This is a genomic window from Pseudolabrys sp. FHR47, assembly GCF_005153485.1.
Lineage (GTDB): Bacteria > Pseudomonadota > Alphaproteobacteria > Rhizobiales > Xanthobacteraceae > Pseudolabrys.
In genome coordinates, this window is the sequence record NZ_CP039740.1 from 4,120,001 (window position 1) to 4,136,363 (window position 16,363).

The window sequence follows — 16,363 nt, forward strand, 5'->3', positions numbered from 1 at the left end:
GAAATTTGCCGGGGGCGCACTTGCCGCTTCGGTCCGGTCAGCCGATGAACCGTGCGCATTGCCGTATGGTCATCCGCCGTTCAGGTTCCGCGGCGTAGCCAAATCACCATGATGCCGGGTCTGTATAAACGCCTCTCGAGCGCGCTGGCGTATCAGTGCGACCGGCTGGCCGCGCGTGATCGCTACGACCTAGCGTCGATAGCGCTTTTCGCGGCGCTGATCGCACTTGTCTTTGCAACCTTCGATTCCTACGCCATCACCAACGACGAGGCCGTCCAGCAGCGCTACGGCGAGATGATCGTCGCCTACTACACCAGCGGTTTCAAAGACCGCACGCTGTTTCATTTCGTCAATCTCTACCTGTACGGCGGCCTGTTCGACGTTACCGCGGTGCTGACGCAACGCCTGCTCCCTGCGATCGAGCCCTACACCATCCGCCATATTCTGTGCGCTCTCACCGGCCTTGGCGGCATCGTTGCCGCCTGGGCCACCGCACGTCTCGTCGCCGGGCCGCGCGCGGCGGCGATCGCCGCCTTCGCGCTTGCGGTGTGCGGACCGTGGTATGGCTCGATCTTCAATCACACCAAGGACATTCCGTTCGCCGCAGCGATGATGGCGGCAACCTTCTTCCTGCTGCGCATGAGCCGCGATCTGCCGCGGCCACGCTGGAGCGATGTCATCTGGTTCGGTGTCTTCCTCGGCTGTGCGCTCGGCATCCGCGTGCTCGGCCTGCTGCTGATTGGCTATGCCGCACTCGCCATCCTCATCAGCGGGCCGCGCTGGCGCGGCAACTGGCGCAACGCATTCGAATTCTCGGCCCGTTCGATTACGGCGCTGCTGCCGGCTTTTCTCATCGGCTACGCCATCATGCTCCTGGCATGGCCATGGTCGGCGCTATCGCCGCTCAATCCGATCCGCGGCCTCATCGACTTTGGCGCGTTTCACTATCAAATCCGTACCTTGCTCGATGGCCAGGTCTATGAGATGGCCAACGTGCCGCGCTGGTACGTACCGGCCTATCTTCTCTACAAGGTGCCGCTGATCATTCTCACCGGCGCCATCGTTGCGCTGGGCTTCATAATGTGGCCACGCGACGGCAAATCGACGGAAGCCTTGCGCCGCCGCAATGAAACGCTGCTGTTGGTGGCGATCGGCGTCTTCCCGGTGCTGTGCCAGGTCATCGATCGAGGACCGGCATTCTGCGGGCTGCGGCACTTCCTGTTCGTGGTGCCGGTGTTTACCGCACTGGCCGGCATTGGATTCGACACGGCGCTGACACAACTGGGCGCGTTGCGGCCTTGGCTGTCGCGCGCAGCGGGGCTTGCGATCGTTGGCTGGTTGACCTGGAACACCGGGCTGCTCATCGCGCTGCATCCCTATCAGTATCTTTTCTACAACCCGCTGGTCGGCGGACTGCCGGGCGCCTCCGGGCGCTATGTGGGTGACTATTGGGTGACAATCATGCCGGAAGCGGTGACCGATCTTGAAGCCTATATCGCGAAGATCGACGCCACCGGCGACCACCCGCAACGCTATACGGTCGCGGTGTGCGGCGACCGCCTGCCTTTCGAGAAAGAAGCCAATTCGCGCCTGCAATGGGTGTCGGACTGGAGCCAGGCCGAATTCTTCATCGCGCCGACGCACATGAATTGCGACCGCGCGCTCAGCGGCAACGAGATCGTCCGGATCACCCGGCTCGGCGTGAAGATCGGCGTCGTCAAGGATCGCCGGGATTTGCTGACCACAGCGATTGCAGGTTGGCCCTGAGCGCTTTCCTAAAATAAAAGCGCCCGCCGGAGGGGCCAGCGGGCGCTTATTGATCCGGCGCGAGAGGGGAATTTCGCGTTGGTCTCGGATCGACGGCCGATGAGAGGGATCGGCCGTTTATCGGGAGCGCGCGGATTGGCGCGCTCCGTGTTTCTTAGATTGCCTGGCGCGCCGGCCGGTTCGTCGGCGGACGACGGAAGGCCTTGCTGTCGCCTTCCCAGGTGACGACGCGCAACCGGGCGCGATTGATCCGGCGCTCGATGGCCCGTTCCGAAAGCAACGCCGTCGGATCCGCCCATAGCGGCTCGGAGAAGGCGTCGTGCACATCCGCGCGGGTGATGCCGATGTCGGCGAGCATGCGGCCGTCGAGGCTGGCGAGCATCTGGGCGTCGCGGCGGTGGCGGATGGCGCGAGCGACGGCTTTGACCGAGACGACCACGAGATTGAAGGCGTTACCCAGAGCGCGGGCCAGGGTACCGGCGGCAAGCGGCAAAACGGGGTATGCGGTCGTCATGGTCATCTCCATTTCATGCGCACGATCAAGGCGTCAATCGCCAAGATCGGGCCGGCGGGCCACCCGATTCCTTGCCGGCACGCTCAATATGCGCCTGCGGTATTGATTAGTGAAACGAATGTTTTTAATCTGACCAATCAGGAATGATGATATCGCGGCCGACCGGCCAAAAGCCCGGATTTGTCAGGAGTTGCCCATGACCGCCCTGCTCGACGCCGACCAGCTCCGCACTTTTATTGCGATCGCCGAAACGGGAAGCTTCACCAAAGCGGCCGAGGTCGTGAACAAGACGCAGTCCGCGGTGTCCATGCAGATGAAGCGGCTGGAAGAGCGGCTCGATCGCCCGGTGTTCGTGCGCGACGGACGCGCCTCCAAGCTGACCGAGGATGGCCAACGCCTGCTCGACTACGCACGGCGCATCATCAAACTGAATCTGGAGACGATCGCGGCGTTCGGCGACGAAGAGCTGTCAGGCCGCGTGCGGCTCGGCGTGCCGGACGATTACGCCGACCGCTATCTGCCCGAAATCATGGCGCGGTTCTCGCGCGCCTATCCCGGCGTCGAACTGTCGGTGATCTGCGAGCCGTCCTCCGATCTGTGGGAGCGTATCGACGCCAACGAGATCGATCTCGCCATTGTCACCAATTGCGAGTCGCAGCGTGCCGCCGAGACCTTCCGCCGCGAGCGGCTGCTGTGGGTGACGTCCAACCGCCACGCCGCGCATACCGAGGAGACCGTGCCGCTGGCGCTCGGCCGCCCGACCTGCGCCTGGCGGCGCACCGCCATTGAGCGGCTCGACACGATGGGCCGTCCCTATCGTCTGCTCTATTCAAGCTCGAATGCCGGCGCGGTCGCCGCCGCCGTCCTGTCGGGCCTTGCCGTTTCGGTGCTCGCGGAATCGGGCCTACGTCCCGGCATGCGCGTCCTCACGCCCGCCGACGGCTATCCCGATCTGCCGAGCTGCCAGATCGGCCTGGTACGCAATGCTCATGAAAGCTCGACTCTGGCGAACGCGCTGGCCGAGCACATCATCTCCTCGCTCGACAACCTCTCGGAAGCGGCGATCGCGGCCGAGTAACTTCGCGAGCCGTCGCGCTATTGTTTCGGCGCGCGCAGGATCAGCACATTGCCGAGTAGCACGGCGGCGAGACCGCAGGCCGCCAGCAAGCTCCAGCGGTAGTCCTCGAAGAAGGTCGAGACGACGAGCGCGACCACGGGATACATGACCGTGGTGTAACCGGTGCGCGCGGCGCCGATGCGCCCCAGCAAGGTGAAATAGACACCGAAGGCGACGAACGATCCCAGGATCGACAGATAAGCGAGGCCTCCGAGATAAGTGACGCTCCAGTCGATCGTGAAGGACTGGCCGCGGGCCAGCGCGACGAGCGTTACGAAAGCGGCGCCATAGGTCATACCCCAGGCCGTCGAAGCGAAAATCGGCAGGCGTCGCCGCTGCGCCGCGACCGAGATCATGTTGGCGAGGCAGAATGACGTCGTGCCGCCGAGCGCCAGCAAGAGCCCCAGCATCGCCGTGCCGTCAAAACTAAGGCCGCCGAGTTCCGGATAAAACATCGCGGCGACACCGGCGACGCCGAGCATGCCACCGATGACGGTGCGGCGCTCGATGCGTGCGCCGAAGACCAGCGCGCCGAGAACGACATTGCCAACCGATGCGAGCGAAAAGACGATCGACAGAAGGCCCGAGGCCACATACTGGGCGGCGTGGTAGAAGAGAATGAAATTGGTCGAGAATATCCCGATGCCCAATCCGATCAGATAGCGGTGATCGGCGAGCGGAAATCGCAAGGACTCGCCGCGCGCCATGGCCGCCACGAACATCAGCGGCGCGGCAATCGTAAAACGCCAGACCACCGACACCTCGGGCGCGACCGTGCCGACCTGATAGTGCATGGCGATCCAGGACACGCCCCAGACCAGCACCGAGGTGGCATAAAGGCCGTAATCGAGCGGCGTCAGCGCGCGCGTATTGGGATCGCGGCTGACGGCGGGTTTGGTGGTTGATTGCATGTCGGACGGGTTCGATGTCATGGCAGCGGCGCTTGTGCCCGCAGTGGCGTCGCCGCACAACCCGATTCAGGCAGCGAAAGCCGCGCTGATCAGCAGATATCCGCCGCCGTCGCGTTGAGGACGCGAACCAGGTCCGCCGGCGCCAGTTCCACCTGCAGGCCGCGGCGGCCGCCATTGCACAGGATGGTCGGGAACTGCAGTGCCGACTGGTCGATAAAGGCACGGGCCCGCTTCTTCTGTCCGAAGGGCGAGATGCCGCCGACGTGATAGCCGGTGATCCGCTCGGCATCCGCCGCGCCCATCATGGCCGCGCTCTTCGCGCCAGCCGCTGAAGCGAGCCGCTTGAGATTCACTTCGCGGTCGGATGGCGCGAGCACGCAGACGACGTCATTGCCGGCTTTGGCCATGAGAGTTTTGAGCAGCCGCGCGGGGTCGATGCCGAGCGCTTCGGCCGCCTGCATGCCGATGCGTTCGGCATTCGGATCGTAGTCGTATTCGTGCAGCTTGAAGGCGACCTTGGCCTTCTCAAGCGCGAGCGTCGCGGGCGTGGATTTGGCCATTCATCCCGCCTCTCAATACATATACTCATCATAAATGCGATCGACGTTGCCGCCCCACTCGCCGTGGAATTTCTCGAGCAGCTCCTCGGCCGGCGTGATGCCGCGCGCGACCGATTCCTCGAGCGGGCGCAGATAGCGCGTCTCGTCGCGGCCGTTGCGGTCGAGCCTTTTCCGGCGGGCCAGCCCGCGCGCCGCGATGCGCAAGGTCTCCTGAGCCAAAGTCAGCACATTGCGGCCGCGAATTTCGGCCCTGAAGCCGAGCCTGGGTACATCGTCGCGCAGCTTCTGGCGCTCTTGCGCGGTCCAGTCCTTGACCATCTGCCAGCAGGCATCAAGCGCGTCGTCATCATAGAAGATGCCGACCCAGTAAGCCGACAGCGACGGCAGACGCCGCCACGGCCCGCCATCAGCACCGCGCATTTCCAGATAGCGCTTGAGACGTACCTCGGGGAAGATGGTCGAGAGATGGTTGGCCCAGTCGGAAATGGTCGGCCGCTCACCCGGCAGGATGTCGAGCTTGCCGGCGAAGAAATCCCGGAAAGACTTGCCGGAGGCGTCGATATAGCTGTCGCCGCGCTTGATGAAATACATCGGCACGTCGAGCGCATAATCGACATAGCGTTCGAAGCCCATGCCATCTTCAAACGCGAAGGGCAGCATGCCGGCGCGGTTGTTGTCGGTGTCACGCCAGATTTCCGAGCGCGCCGACAGGTAGCCGTTGGGCCGACCTTCAGTGAATGGCGAATTGGCGAACAAGGCGGTGGCGACCGGCTGCAGCGCCAGCGACACGCGCAGCTTCTTGACCATGTCGGCTTCCGAGGAGAAGTCGAGGTTCGATTGCACCGTGCAGGTGCGATACATCATGTCGAGGCCGCGCGTGCCGACCTTCGGCATGTAGTTCGTCATAATCTTATATCGGCCCTTGGGCATCACCGGCATGTCGGCGCGCGACCAGGTCGGCGTCATGCCCAGACCGAGGAAGCCGATGCCGAGAGGCTTAGCCACCTCGCGCACTTGCGCCAGATGCGACATCAGCTCCGAGCAGGTTTGATGCACGGTCTCAACCGGGGCGCCGGACAGTTCGAACTGACCGCCCGGCTCCAGCGATATGGCGCCGCCCCCGGTGACGTCGAACATGCCGATGATGTTGTCGCCCTCCATGATCGGCTCCCAGCCGAGCAGGCCGTTCATGCCGTCGAGCAGCGCGCGGATCGACTGATGGCCGGCATAGGGCACCGGTTTGTGATCGTGAAGCGTGAAGACGAATTTCTCGTGCTCGGTGCCGACGCGCCACTGCGTCTTCGGCTTGCAGCCTGCCTCGAGCCAGGCGACGAGTTCGTCGCGCGTCTCGAGCGGGGTCATATCGATCTGGTCGCGCGCCATCGAGGATAGGTCCGGCAAATTGGGCCGCGAACTAACCATGCGGCGCGGCAAAGGGCAATGCGGGAGACGGAAGGGCGCCATGCGCAGGCGGCCTTCACCGGCGAGCGGAATTCAAGCCTTCGCGGCTTTGCGCTTATCCCCCGAACCCCGCTCGTACCAGCCACGACTGCGGTTGACGATCGCGACCACGGTCAGCATGACCGGGACTTCGATCAGGACCCCAACCACCGTCGCCAGCGCCGCGCCGGAATTGAAGCCGAACAGGCTGATCGCCGCCGCCACCGCAAGCTCGAAGAAATTGCTGGCGCCGATCAAGGCCGACGGACCGGCAACGCAATGCTGCTCGCCGGCCAGCCTGTTGAGCAGATAAGCCAGGCCCGCATTGAAATAGACCTGGATCAGGATCGGCACCGCCAGCAGGGCAATGATCAGCGGCTGCGCCAGAATCTGGTCGCCCTGGAATCCGAACAGCAGCACCAAGGTCGCCAGCAGCGCGATCAGTGACAGAGGCTGCAACTTGCCCAGTAGCCATTCGAGCGAGGCCCTGCCGCCTGCCGCCAATATGCGCCGGCGCAATAACTGGGCCGCGAATACCGGCACGACGATATAGAGCACCACCGACAGAACCAACGTGTCCCAAGGCACCGTGATCGCCGACAGGCCGAGCAGCAGGCCAACGATGGGCGCGAAGGCGAACACCATGATGGTGTCGTTCAGCGCCACCTGGGACAGTGTGAAATGCGGCTCGCCTTTGGTGAGGTTGCTCCACACGAACACCATCGCCGTGCAGGGCGCGGCGGCGAGCAGAATGAGGCCGGCGATATAGGAGTTGATCTGATCCGCCGGAAGGTAAGGCCGGAACAGATAGCCGATGAATAGCCAACCGAGCGCCGCCATCGAAAACGGCTTGACCGCCCAATTGATGAACAAGGTCACGCCGATGCCGCGCCAGTGCTCCTTCACCTTGCCGAGCGCGGCAAAGTCGATCTTGACCAGCATCGGCACGATCATCAGCCAGATCAGGACCGCGACCGGCAGATTGACGCGCGCGATCTCGGCCGCACCGATGGCCTGAAATACGGGCGGCATCAGATGACCGAGCGCAATGCCGGCGACGATGCAGAGCGCGACCCAGAGGGTCAGATAACGTTCGAAGAGGGTCATTGAACCTTTCAGGCCATACGCTGTTGCGGTGCGGTCGTCGCCGCGCTTGGGGGCAACAGAAAAGTGATCAGCCAGCAGATGACCAGCATGACGGCCGAACCGATCAGGCAGGCCGTGATGCCGCCCACTTGATAGAGAAGACCGGAAAGCAGGATTCCCATCAGCCGCCCGGTCGCATTGGCGGCATAGTAAAAGCCTACGTCTTCGGCCGCCTTCTCCGACCCGGCATAGGCCAGGATCAGGTAGGAGTGCAGCGACGAGTTGACCGCAAAGGGCAGCCCGAACAGCGCCAGGCCGCAGACAAGAATGATATCGGGCCGCCACAGACCGGGCGCCTGCATAACGAAGACCAAAGCGATCGGCACCGCGGCAAGGAGCGCCGCCCAAAGTCGTGCGGCAGGAATTTCACGGCTCAACCCGTCAGCACTGCGCGTAACCAAAGCCGGCGCGATGGCCTGAATGCCTCCGTAAGCGATGGTCCAGGCGGCGAGAAAGCCGCCGACCTCCAGAAAGCGCCAGCCACTGGCATAGAGAAAAACCGGAAGGCCGACGACGAACCAGACATCGCGCGCACCGAACATGAAAATGCGCGCCGCCGCCAACAGATTAACGCCGCGCGACTTGCCGAAAAGCTCCTTTATGCTTTTCGACGACTTGGCCTTGCCGAGCGCACGCGGCAGCGACAGCAAGCCGACGACGAGAATGACCGCGAGCAGCGCGGCCATCAGCCAGAGCGCGGGCCGGAAACCCACCAATTCGAGCAGCAGGCCGCCGACGAAGAAGCCGACGCCCTTCATCGCGTTCTTCGAACCGGTGAACCACGCGACCCACTTGAACAGCTGCCCGCTGCCTTCAGCAGAGGTTGCCTTGATCGCCGATTTCGACGCCGTCTTGGTCACGTCCTTGGCGACGCCGGCGATGCCCTGCGCGGCGACGACCCAGGCCACCGACGCCGCGGCGCTCCAGCCGGGATCGAGCAGCGACAGCATGATGAGGCCGGCGATCTGCAGCGACTGGCCGACTGCGAGCATGCGCGGGATGCCGAAGCGCGAGGCCAGCCAGCCGCCGCCCAGATTGGCGGCGATGCCGGCGGCTTCATACAGCAGGAACAGGAAGGCGAGCGCAAAAGGCGTATAGCCGAGCCGGAAAAAGTGCAGCAACACCAGCATGCGCAAGGCGCCATCGACGAGCGTGAAGCCCCAGTAGGACGCCGTGACGATGAGGTAGTTCCTGACCATCGACGTCACGCACCAGCTCTGATGACGATGTTGGCAAGGTCAACCATGCGGCAGGCATAGCCGACTTCGTTGTCGTACCAGGCATAGACCTTGAGAAGCGTCTCGTCGGTGACCATCGTCGAGAGCGCATCGACGATGGAGCTGCGCGGATCGTTGTTGTAGTCGGCCGATACCAGCGGCCGGTGCTCCATGCCGAGAATGCCGGCCAGCGACCCCTTGGCGGCGGCGTCGAACAGCGCATTGACCTCGGTGACGGTCGTCGGACGCGCCAGTTCGAAGACGCAATCGGTCAGGCTCGCATTGAGCACCGGCGCACGGACGGCATGACCGTTCAGCTTGCCCTTCAATTCCGGATAGATGAGCGCAATCGCCGTCGCACTGCCGGTCGTGGTCGGCTGCAGCGACAGCATGGCCGAGCGCGCACGGCGCAGATCCTTGTGCGGGGCATCGACAACGACATTGGTGTTGGTCGGATCGTGGATGGTCGTGATCTGGCCGTGGCGAATGCCGATCGCTTCGTGGATGACCTTGACGACCGGCGCGAGGCAGTTGGTGGTGCAGGATGCCGCGGTCAACAGGCGATGGCGCTCGGGATCGTAAAGGTGGTCGTTGACGCCGACGACCACATTGAGCGCGCGATCGTCCTTCACAGGAGCTGCGACGATGACGCGCTTCACGCCGCGATCGAAATAGGCCTGTAATTGCTCCGGCTTGAGAAACTTGCCGGTGCATTCGAGCACGATATCGCAGCCGAGATCGCCCCAGGCGACGTCGCCCGGCTGTGCCGCCGCGCTGAAACCCATCCGGCGGCCATCGACGATGATCGCGCTCTCGTCTTCCACCGCGAACGAAGCGTGCCAACGGCCATGGATGCTGTCGAACTCCAGAAGATGCGCGGTTGCCGCCGCGCCGCCCTTGAGTTCGTTGATGTGCACGATATCGAGCCGGTTGCCGGCCCGCGGATCGTCAGGACCGCGCCGGATGCCGCCGAACGCGGCCCGCAGCGCGAGCCGGCCGATACGGCCCATGCCGTTAATTCCGATTGCCATTTTGTTCGATCCTTCGGATCAGACGCGCGCCGTATCGCCGATTTCGTCGAGCCGCAGCCCGAGCGCGATCTTGTCGAGCGATGAAAACGGCAGGCTGGTGAAGGCTTCGAGCCGGCGACGGATCATGGCGTAGAGCTCGTTGAGCAGCGTCGTCCGCTCCGTCGCCGTGCCTGTGAACTTGGCGGGATCGGGCAGCGGCCAGGCCGCGGTCATCGCCTTATTGCCGAAATCCGGGCAGACCTGCCCTTGCAGCGTGTCGCAAAGCGCGATGACGAAATCCATGCGCGGCGCCTCGGGCCCGGTGAATTCGTTCCAGGACTTGCTGCGCAGATTACTGACATCGTGGCCGAGCGCCTTGAGGCGTTCAATGACCTCAGGCATCGGTTGCGCGGCCGGCGCGGAGCCGGCCGAATAGGCGTTGAAGCGACCCTTGCCGATCTTTTCGAGCAAAGCCTCGGCCATGATCGAGCGGGCGGAATTCTGCGTGCACAAGAAGAGCACGTTGAAGGCGGGCGCGTGAGTGTTCTGATCCATGTCATCGACCTCTTCGGGAATGAGCCGCGCGAGATCGCCGCAGATTTCCGGCCGCCCATTGCAGCAATCGCTGGCCAGGAATCGAAGGAGTTCACGGAAAGTCCGCAGATCGGCGCGGTAGTTCATCGACCGGCCGTCACGTTCGACGGTGACGAGGCCGGCGCGATGAAGAACCGACAGATGCGTGGACATCGTGTTGTGCGGCACCTCGCAGGTGCTGGATATCTCGCCCGCCGGCAGGCCATTCGGATGGCTGGCCAATAGCGTGCGAAAAGCCTTCAGCCGCGTCGGCTGGGCGAGCGCTGCGAAGACGGCTTCGGCTTCGTTGATATCCATATGTCGAGACATATCGACATATTACGACAGGCTGATGACAGAGGGAAGTGCCGTTTTCGTTGGGGTGAGAAATTCGGCCCGCCGACCAGACGTGCGCGGACGGCCCTGTTCTTTGAAGGGCCCGGGCGGGCCTGCCCCTTTTTCCTTCCCTTGAAGGGATGGAGCGCCGGGAGGCGCCAGGGCGCTGCGCTACGGCGCCCTTTGGCCATCCCTTGCGATCGGGACGGCCGCGCGCCTTCGCTGCGGGGGCGCTACTCCCCGCAACGGAGACGCACGCGCCGGGGAACGACGGGGTTGCTAATCCCGCCGCCACGGCGCTGCGCCTCCCGGCGCTCCACCATCGAACCGGCCACCGGCCGGCCCGATTGTCACGAGGCGCATTGTCGGCGCCCCGCCCTTCCCGCCCACCCCGGCGCGTCATGACGGCGCCGGGTGAGGCGGAGAGAGGGTTGGGAATATATGCTGGAAGCAAGCGGCGCGTCAAGACAGAATTCCTTGTGCGTTGATCCGCCTCATCCTGAGGAGCCGCCAAAGGCGGCGTCTCGATGGATGGGGCGGCCTCGTCCTTCGAGACGCCCGCTTCGCGGGCTCCTCAGGATGAGGCCGGTCTGGTGCCGTGCCGCTGGATAGCCCCGGTTCCCAATTTGTTCTTTGCCATCCGGCCGCCATGCTCTATTCATCCGGCCAACAACTGGAAGCCCATGCAATTCACGCCCCATCAAGATGATGCGCTGCAAGCCGTCTCGGCCTGGCTGAAGGCCAAGCCGGGCACAGGCTCGACGCCGCAGATTTTTCGCCTGTTCGGCTATGCCGGCACCGGCAAGACCACGCTCGCCACCCACCTCGCCGAAGCGGTCGACGGCGAGGTGAAATTCGCCGCGTTCACCGGCAAGGCGGCCTCGGTGATGCGCGGCAAAGGCTGCCGCGGCGCCACCACCATCCATTCGCTGATCTACCGCGCACGCGAGAGCGGCGAGGAAATCCCCAGCTTCGATTTGTGGGACGAAGCGCCGGCGTCCAAAGCCTCGCTCATCATCATTGACGAGTGCTCGATGGTCGATGCCGAGCTGGGCCGCGACCTGTTGTCGTTCGGCGTGCCGCTGCTGGTGCTGGGCGACCCGGCGCAATTGCCGCCGATCACCACAGGCGCCAATGGCGGCGGCTTCTTCACCGAGCACGAGCCCGACGTGATGCTCACCGAAGTACATCGTCAGGCGCAGGACAATCCGATCATCCGCCTGTCGATGGACATTCGTGCAGGGGAGTATCTCGAGCCCGGCCGCTATGGCGAGACCGAGGTCGTCAGCAAGAGCGACCTCGATCCGCAGCGCGTGCTCGAGGCCGACCAGGTGCTGGTCGGCCGCAACAATACGCGCCGCGCGTATAACCAGCGCATGCGCGAGCGTCGCGGCTTCAAGGACCCGATGCCGGAAGCCGGCGACAAGCTGGTGTGCCTGCGCAACAACCGCAAGAAAGCACTGTTCAATGGCGGCCTCTGGTCGGTGAAGGAACGCGGCGGCCGCAAAACCGGCATCATGACCTTGCGCCTGATGCCCGACGACGAGACCGCGACGCGCGGCGTCAAGGTGTCGGTGCGGCCGGAATGCTTCACCGGCGGCATCGAGCAGATCGACTGGCCGCGCCGCAAACCCTATGACGAATTCGATTACGGCTACGTGCTCACGGTGCACAAGGCGCAAGGCTCGCAATGGGACGACGTCGTGTTGTTCGACGAGTCGTTCGCGTTTCAGGAATCGCGCCAGCGCTGGCTCTATACGGGCATCACCCGCGCCGCGAAACGGCTGACGGTGGTGATGTAGCCGGCGAGGTTGTCAGAAAATAAGACGCCCAGCGTAGCCGCGACCACCGGGCGGCTTTTCCCGCGCGCTCATGGATGCCACGCTGCCGGCTGAAAGGCCTCAGGCGAACCCATTTCCACTGCTGTACGAGGGACTGCATGGAACCGATTATCGACGCGCATCACCACATCTGGCGCCATGCCGACCAGCCCTGGCTGCAGGGTCCGGCGGTGCCGCGGATCTTCGGCGAATATGAAGGGCTGCGGCGCGATTATCCGGTCGAGGACTTCCTCGCGGATCTCAAAGGCACCGGCGTCGTCAAGTCGGTCTATGTACAGACCAACTGGCTGCCGGGCCGCGAGATCGAGGAAGTCGAATACGTGCAGGAGGCCGCGAGCCGCAGCGGCTGGCCGCACGCCATCGTCTCTTTCGTCAATCTACAGAACGAGGATGCACCGCAGGTGATGGCAGCGCAGGCCAAGGCGTCAGCGCTGATGCGCGGCGTGCGCCAGCAACTGCACTGGCACACCAACCCGCAATACAAATTCGCGCCGACGCCCGTCGAGATGAACACGCCGATGTTCCGCAAGAACTTCGCGTTGCTTCAGGAGCGCGGCTGGCTGTTCGAACTGCAGGTGTTCGCCTCGCAGATGGCCGACGGCGCGGCGCTCGCCAAGGCGTTTCCCGGCATCACCATCGTGCTGGAACATGCCGGCATGCTGGAAGACCGCTCGCTAGAGGGCCGCAAGGCCTGGCGCGAGGGCATGAAGCGGCTGGCCGGTGAGCCCAACATGCACACCAAGTTCTCCGGGCTTGGCACTTTCATCCGGCGCAACGACCCGCAGCACATCGCCGACATTGTCGGTGAGACGCTGGAATTGTTCGGCGCGCAGCGCTGCGTGTGGGGCTCGAACTTCCCGGTCGAGAGCCTGTGGACCGACTATGCCTCGATCGTCACCGCGATCCGCGCCGCGCTGGCTTCTTATCCGGACGCCGACCGCCGCGCCGTGCTGCACGATACGGCGGTGAGGTTGTATCGGGTGTGAGGTGAGGCGGAAGCGCACGCGCCGGACTGGGCGTCATCGCCCGCGAAGGCGGGCGATCCAGCGCTTCGTGTCAGGCGCCGTGTTAGCCGCAAGCGCTGGATGGTCCGCCTACGCGGACCATGACAGCGAGAGACAACCGCCCATCTCCGTCATCACCCGCGAAAGCGGGTGATCCAGCGCTTCATCGCAAAGCGCATGGTTGCCGCAAGAGCTGGATGGGTCCGCCTGCGCGGACCATGACAGCTAAGGCTGAGAAATCTGGTAGTAAAGGTCAATCCAGTTCGGATTGTTCTCTTCAATCAGCCTGATCTTCCATGCCCGATTCCAGGCTTTCAACCGCTTCTCTCGCCGAATAGCGTTCTCGGCGTCATCGAACTGCTCGAAGTGAACCAGTCGATGAACGTCGTATTTCTTGGTGAAACCCGCCGCCATACTTTCGCGGTGCTGATAAACGCGACGAACGAGGTCGCTTGTCACGCCAATATAAAGCGTGCCGCCGATCTTGCTCGCCAATATATAAACCCAAAAATAACGATCGCCGCCCATAGGGCTGGATCGTCCGCCTTCGCGGACGATGACGTCAACTGCGTACGGCATTTATGTGTCATCACCCGCGAAGGCGGGTGATCCAGCGCTTCGTCGTAAGGCGCCGCGTTAGCCGCAAGAGCTGGATGGTCCGCCTTCGCGGACCATGACGGAGGAGATGCGGGCCATGATGGCGCGAACCTACGCCGCCTTCTTCTTCGGTGCGAAGCGGGTGTGGAAGCTCTCGCCCTTCTCGGCCATCTCGACGAGTTGCTTACCCGGCGCGAAGCGCTTGCCGTATTTGGCTTCCAGCTTCCTGCACAAAGCGACGAATTTCTTCGTGCCCATCATGTCGATGTAGGACAGCGCGCCGCCGGTGAAGGGCGCAAAGCCCCAGCCGAGGATGGAGCCGACATCGGCCTCGCGCACGTCGGTGACGACATGCTCCTCGAAGGTGCGCGCGGCTTCGACCGCCTGCGCCACCAGGAAGCGCTGCTTGAGCTCCTCGACGTCGATGGCCTCGACCTCGTCACGCGACAGCTTCTTCGGCGACAGCTCGGCGAGGCCCGGCCACAACTTCTTGGGCTGGCCCTGCGGATAGTCGTAGAAGCCCTTGCCGTTCTTGCGGCCGAGGCGCTGGTTCTTTTCCACCAGATCCTCCAGCAGCTTCTTCATGCCGGGATTGACCGCGCCGGCGCCGAGATCAGCTTCGGTGGCGCGCAGAATCTTCAGGCCGAGATCGACGCCCGTCTCGTCGTTGAGCGACAGCGGCCCGACCGGCATGCCGGCCATGCGCGCGGTGTTCTCGATCATCGCCGCCGGAATGCCTTCCAGGAACATCAGGTGTCCTTCCTGGATATAAGCGAGCACGCAGCGATTGGCGTAGAAGCCACGCGTGTCGTTGACCACGATCGGCGTCTTGCGGATGGCGCGGATGAAATCGAGCGCGGTGGCGAGCGCCGCATCGCCGGTTTCCTTGCCCATGATGACTTCGACCAGCATCATGCGGTCGACCGGCGAGAAGAAGTGAATGCCGATGAAGCGCTTCTGATCCTTGAATTCGGCAGCCAGCGAAGTGATCGGCAGTGTCGAAGTGTTGGAGGCGAAGATGGCCTTGTCGCCGATCACCGCCTCGATCTTCTTGATCACGTCGGCCTTGACCTTGCGGTCCTCGAACACGGCTTCGATGATCAGGTCGCAGTCCTTTAGCGCGGCATAGTCGGCGGTGGCCGTGATCTTCTCCAAGAGGGCGTCGCGTTCGGCGCCCTTCATGCGGCCTTTCATGACGCGATCCGACATCGCTTTATGGAGACCGGCCTTGCCTTTGTCGGCGGTTTCTTGATCGCGATCGACCAGCACGACGTTGAGGCCTACCGCGGCGGAGACCTGCGCAATGCCGGCGCCCATGAAGCCGGCGCCGACGATGCCGATCTTCTTCAGGTTCGTCGCCGGCACATTGGCCGGGCGGCGCGCACCCTTGTTGAGATCCTGCATGTTGACGAAGAGCGTGCGGATCATCGCTGTCGCTTCCGGCGAGCGCAGGACCTTGGCGAAGTGCCGCGACTCGACGCGCAACGCGGTGTCGATGTCGAGCTGCAGACCCTCATAGACCACCTGCATGATGGCGCGCGCCGCCGGATAATTGTCGTAGGTCTCGCGGCGATAAATGGCGTTGGCCGGCGGGAAGGTCATCATGCCGGCTTTCGAATAAACGAGGCCACCCGGGAATTTGTAGCCCTTAACGTCCCACGGCGCTTCGCCCTTGCCGCCGGCCTTGATCCAGGCCTTGGCAGTCTCGACGAGCTTGTCCTGCGGCACGACATTGTCGATGAGCTTCATCGCCTTGGCGCGATCGACCTTGAGCTGATCGCCCTTGAGCAGGAATTGCAGCGCATCGGCGGGCGGCATGATGCGCACGACGCGCTGCGTGCCGCCGGCGCCGGGGAACAGCCCGACCTTGATTTCCGGCAGGCCGAGCCGCGTCTTCGGATTGTCGGAGGCGACGCGATGATGGCAGGCCAGCGCCAGCTCGAAGCCGCCGCCCATCGCCGTGCCGTTCAGCGCGCAGACCCACGGCTTGCCGCTCTTCTCCAGGCGGCGATAGAGCTGCGACAGCTTCGAGCTTTCCTCATAGACATATTGCGCGGCGGCGACCTCGCCTTCCTTGCGCACCTTGTCGGCGTAGATGGCGCCCATGCTCTCCAGCATGGTGAGGTCGGCGCCGCCGCAGAAAGCCTCCTTGCCCGAGGTGATGACCGCGCCCTTGATGGCGGCGTCGCTCGATACCTTGTCAACGAGGGCGGAGAGCTCCTCGATCACTTCCATGGTGATGACGTTCATCGAACGATCGGCCATGTCCCAGGTGATGAGCGCGATGCCGTCGCCGTCGATGTCGAGCTTGAATGCGGTCATGATGCGTT

At 63.7% G+C, this 16,363-nt stretch carries 14 protein-coding genes; 4 read left to right on the plus strand and 10 right to left on the minus strand.

Features of this window, described 5'->3' with window-relative positions:
- Positions 1 to 108 precede the first annotated feature (108 nt).
- Positions 109 to 1,767: a glycosyltransferase family 39 protein gene (locus tag E8Q40_RS20070; protein WP_137046197.1), complete on the plus strand. Its 1,659-nt coding sequence runs from the start codon at positions 109 to 111 to the stop codon at positions 1,765 to 1,767.
- Positions 1,768 to 1,921: 154 nt separating this feature from the next.
- Here E8Q40_RS20070 and E8Q40_RS20075 read toward each other — a convergent pair whose 3' ends face one another.
- Positions 1,922 to 2,287, minus strand: a complete 366-nt coding sequence (locus tag E8Q40_RS20075; RefSeq protein WP_246662936.1) for a DUF1127 domain-containing protein — start codon at positions 2,285 to 2,287, stop codon at positions 1,922 to 1,924.
- 190 nt (positions 2,288 to 2,477) lie between these two features.
- On the opposite strand from E8Q40_RS20075, the gene E8Q40_RS20080 reads away from it, so the two are divergent.
- The gene (locus E8Q40_RS20080) at positions 2,478 to 3,359 is read left to right on the plus strand and encodes a LysR substrate-binding domain-containing protein (RefSeq protein WP_137046198.1); all 882 of its coding nucleotides are present in this window, start codon (positions 2,478 to 2,480) and stop codon (positions 3,357 to 3,359) included.
- 17 nt (positions 3,360 to 3,376) lie between these two features.
- On the opposite strand, the gene E8Q40_RS20085 is transcribed toward E8Q40_RS20080, so the two are convergent.
- From E8Q40_RS20085 to E8Q40_RS20115, 7 genes are all read right to left on the minus strand, one after another.
- Complete coding sequence (locus E8Q40_RS20085) at positions 3,377 to 4,330, minus strand: DMT family transporter (RefSeq protein ID WP_246662937.1); 954 nt, start codon at positions 4,328 to 4,330, stop codon at positions 3,377 to 3,379.
- Between the two features lie 68 nt (positions 4,331 to 4,398).
- A complete protein-coding gene (gene ybaK / locus E8Q40_RS20090; protein ID WP_137046199.1) occupies positions 4,399 to 4,869 on the minus strand; it encodes a Cys-tRNA(Pro) deacylase in 471 nt (156 codons plus the stop codon).
- A gap of 12 nt (positions 4,870 to 4,881) precedes the next feature.
- Positions 4,882 to 6,252 (minus strand): glutamate--cysteine ligase, encoded by a 1,371-nt coding sequence (locus E8Q40_RS20095; RefSeq protein ID WP_137046200.1) that lies wholly within the window; start codon positions 6,250 to 6,252, stop codon positions 4,882 to 4,884.
- A gap of 111 nt (positions 6,253 to 6,363) precedes the next feature.
- A complete protein-coding gene (gene arsB, locus E8Q40_RS20100; protein ID WP_137046201.1) occupies positions 6,364 to 7,416 on the minus strand; it encodes an ACR3 family arsenite efflux transporter in 1,053 nt (350 codons plus the stop codon).
- Between the two features lie 8 nt (positions 7,417 to 7,424).
- Positions 7,425 to 8,654: an organoarsenical effux MFS transporter ArsJ gene (gene arsJ / locus E8Q40_RS20105; protein WP_137046850.1), complete on the minus strand. Its 1,230-nt coding sequence runs from the start codon at positions 8,652 to 8,654 to the stop codon at positions 7,425 to 7,427.
- 5 nt (positions 8,655 to 8,659) lie between these two features.
- A complete protein-coding gene (locus tag E8Q40_RS20110) occupies positions 8,660 to 9,703 on the minus strand; it encodes an ArsJ-associated glyceraldehyde-3-phosphate dehydrogenase (protein ID WP_137046202.1) in 1,044 nt (347 codons plus the stop codon).
- Positions 9,704 to 9,721: 18 nt separating this feature from the next.
- Entirely contained in the window at positions 9,722 to 10,573 is an 852-nt protein-coding gene (locus tag E8Q40_RS20115; protein WP_137046851.1) for a metalloregulator ArsR/SmtB family transcription factor, read from the minus strand.
- A 701-nt stretch (positions 10,574 to 11,274) separates the two neighbouring features.
- On the opposite strand from E8Q40_RS20115, the gene E8Q40_RS20120 reads away from it, so the two are divergent.
- On the plus strand, positions 11,275 to 12,393 hold the full coding sequence (locus tag E8Q40_RS20120; protein WP_137046203.1) for an ATP-dependent RecD-like DNA helicase: 1,119 nt from the start codon (positions 11,275 to 11,277) through the stop codon (positions 12,391 to 12,393).
- 137 nt (positions 12,394 to 12,530) lie between these two features.
- A complete protein-coding gene (locus E8Q40_RS20125; protein WP_137046204.1) occupies positions 12,531 to 13,418 on the plus strand; it encodes an amidohydrolase in 888 nt (295 codons plus the stop codon).
- Between the two features lie 243 nt (positions 13,419 to 13,661).
- On the opposite strand, the gene E8Q40_RS20130 is transcribed toward E8Q40_RS20125, so the two are convergent.
- Together E8Q40_RS20130 and E8Q40_RS20135 are read right to left on the minus strand one after the other, a co-directional pair.
- Complete coding sequence (locus E8Q40_RS20130; protein ID WP_137046852.1) at positions 13,662 to 13,964, minus strand: GIY-YIG nuclease family protein; 303 nt, start codon at positions 13,962 to 13,964, stop codon at positions 13,662 to 13,664.
- 180 nt (positions 13,965 to 14,144) lie between these two features.
- The gene (locus E8Q40_RS20135; RefSeq protein WP_137046205.1) at positions 14,145 to 16,355 is read right to left on the minus strand and encodes a 3-hydroxyacyl-CoA dehydrogenase NAD-binding domain-containing protein; all 2,211 of its coding nucleotides are present in this window, start codon (positions 16,353 to 16,355) and stop codon (positions 14,145 to 14,147) included.
- Between the last annotated feature and the right edge of the window lie 8 nt (positions 16,356 to 16,363).

Coding starts and splice junctions, on each gene's coding strand:
- E8Q40_RS20115 (WP_137046851.1), bottom strand. CDS start 10,573: ATGGATATCAACGAAGCCGAAGCCGTCTTCGCAGCGCTCGCCCAGCCG.
- ybaK (WP_137046199.1), bottom strand. CDS start 4,869: ATGGCCAAATCCACGCCCGCGACGCTCGCGCTTGAGAAGGCCAAGGTC.
- E8Q40_RS20135 (WP_137046205.1), bottom strand. CDS start 16,355: ATGACCGCATTCAAGCTCGACATCGACGGCGACGGCATCGCGCTCATC.
- E8Q40_RS20085 (WP_246662937.1), bottom strand. CDS start 4,330: ATGACATCGAACCCGTCCGACATGCAATCAACCACCAAACCCGCCGTC.
- E8Q40_RS20125 (WP_137046204.1), top strand. CDS start 12,531: ATGGAACCGATTATCGACGCGCATCACCACATCTGGCGCCATGCCGAC.
- E8Q40_RS20130 (WP_137046852.1), bottom strand. CDS start 13,964: ATGGGCGGCGATCGTTATTTTTGGGTTTATATATTGGCGAGCAAGATC.
- E8Q40_RS20095 (WP_137046200.1), bottom strand. CDS start 6,252: ATGGCGCGCGACCAGATCGATATGACCCCGCTCGAGACGCGCGACGAA.
- arsJ (WP_137046850.1), bottom strand. CDS start 8,654: ATGGTCAGGAACTACCTCATCGTCACGGCGTCCTACTGGGGCTTCACG.
- E8Q40_RS20070 (WP_137046197.1), top strand. CDS start 109: ATGATGCCGGGTCTGTATAAACGCCTCTCGAGCGCGCTGGCGTATCAG.
- E8Q40_RS20080 (WP_137046198.1), top strand. CDS start 2,478: ATGACCGCCCTGCTCGACGCCGACCAGCTCCGCACTTTTATTGCGATC.
- E8Q40_RS20075 (WP_246662936.1), bottom strand. CDS start 2,287: ATGACCATGACGACCGCATACCCCGTTTTGCCGCTTGCCGCCGGTACC.
- E8Q40_RS20110 (WP_137046202.1), bottom strand. CDS start 9,703: ATGGCAATCGGAATTAACGGCATGGGCCGTATCGGCCGGCTCGCGCTG.
- E8Q40_RS20120 (WP_137046203.1), top strand. CDS start 11,275: ATGCAATTCACGCCCCATCAAGATGATGCGCTGCAAGCCGTCTCGGCC.
- arsB (WP_137046201.1), bottom strand. CDS start 7,416: ATGACCCTCTTCGAACGTTATCTGACCCTCTGGGTCGCGCTCTGCATC.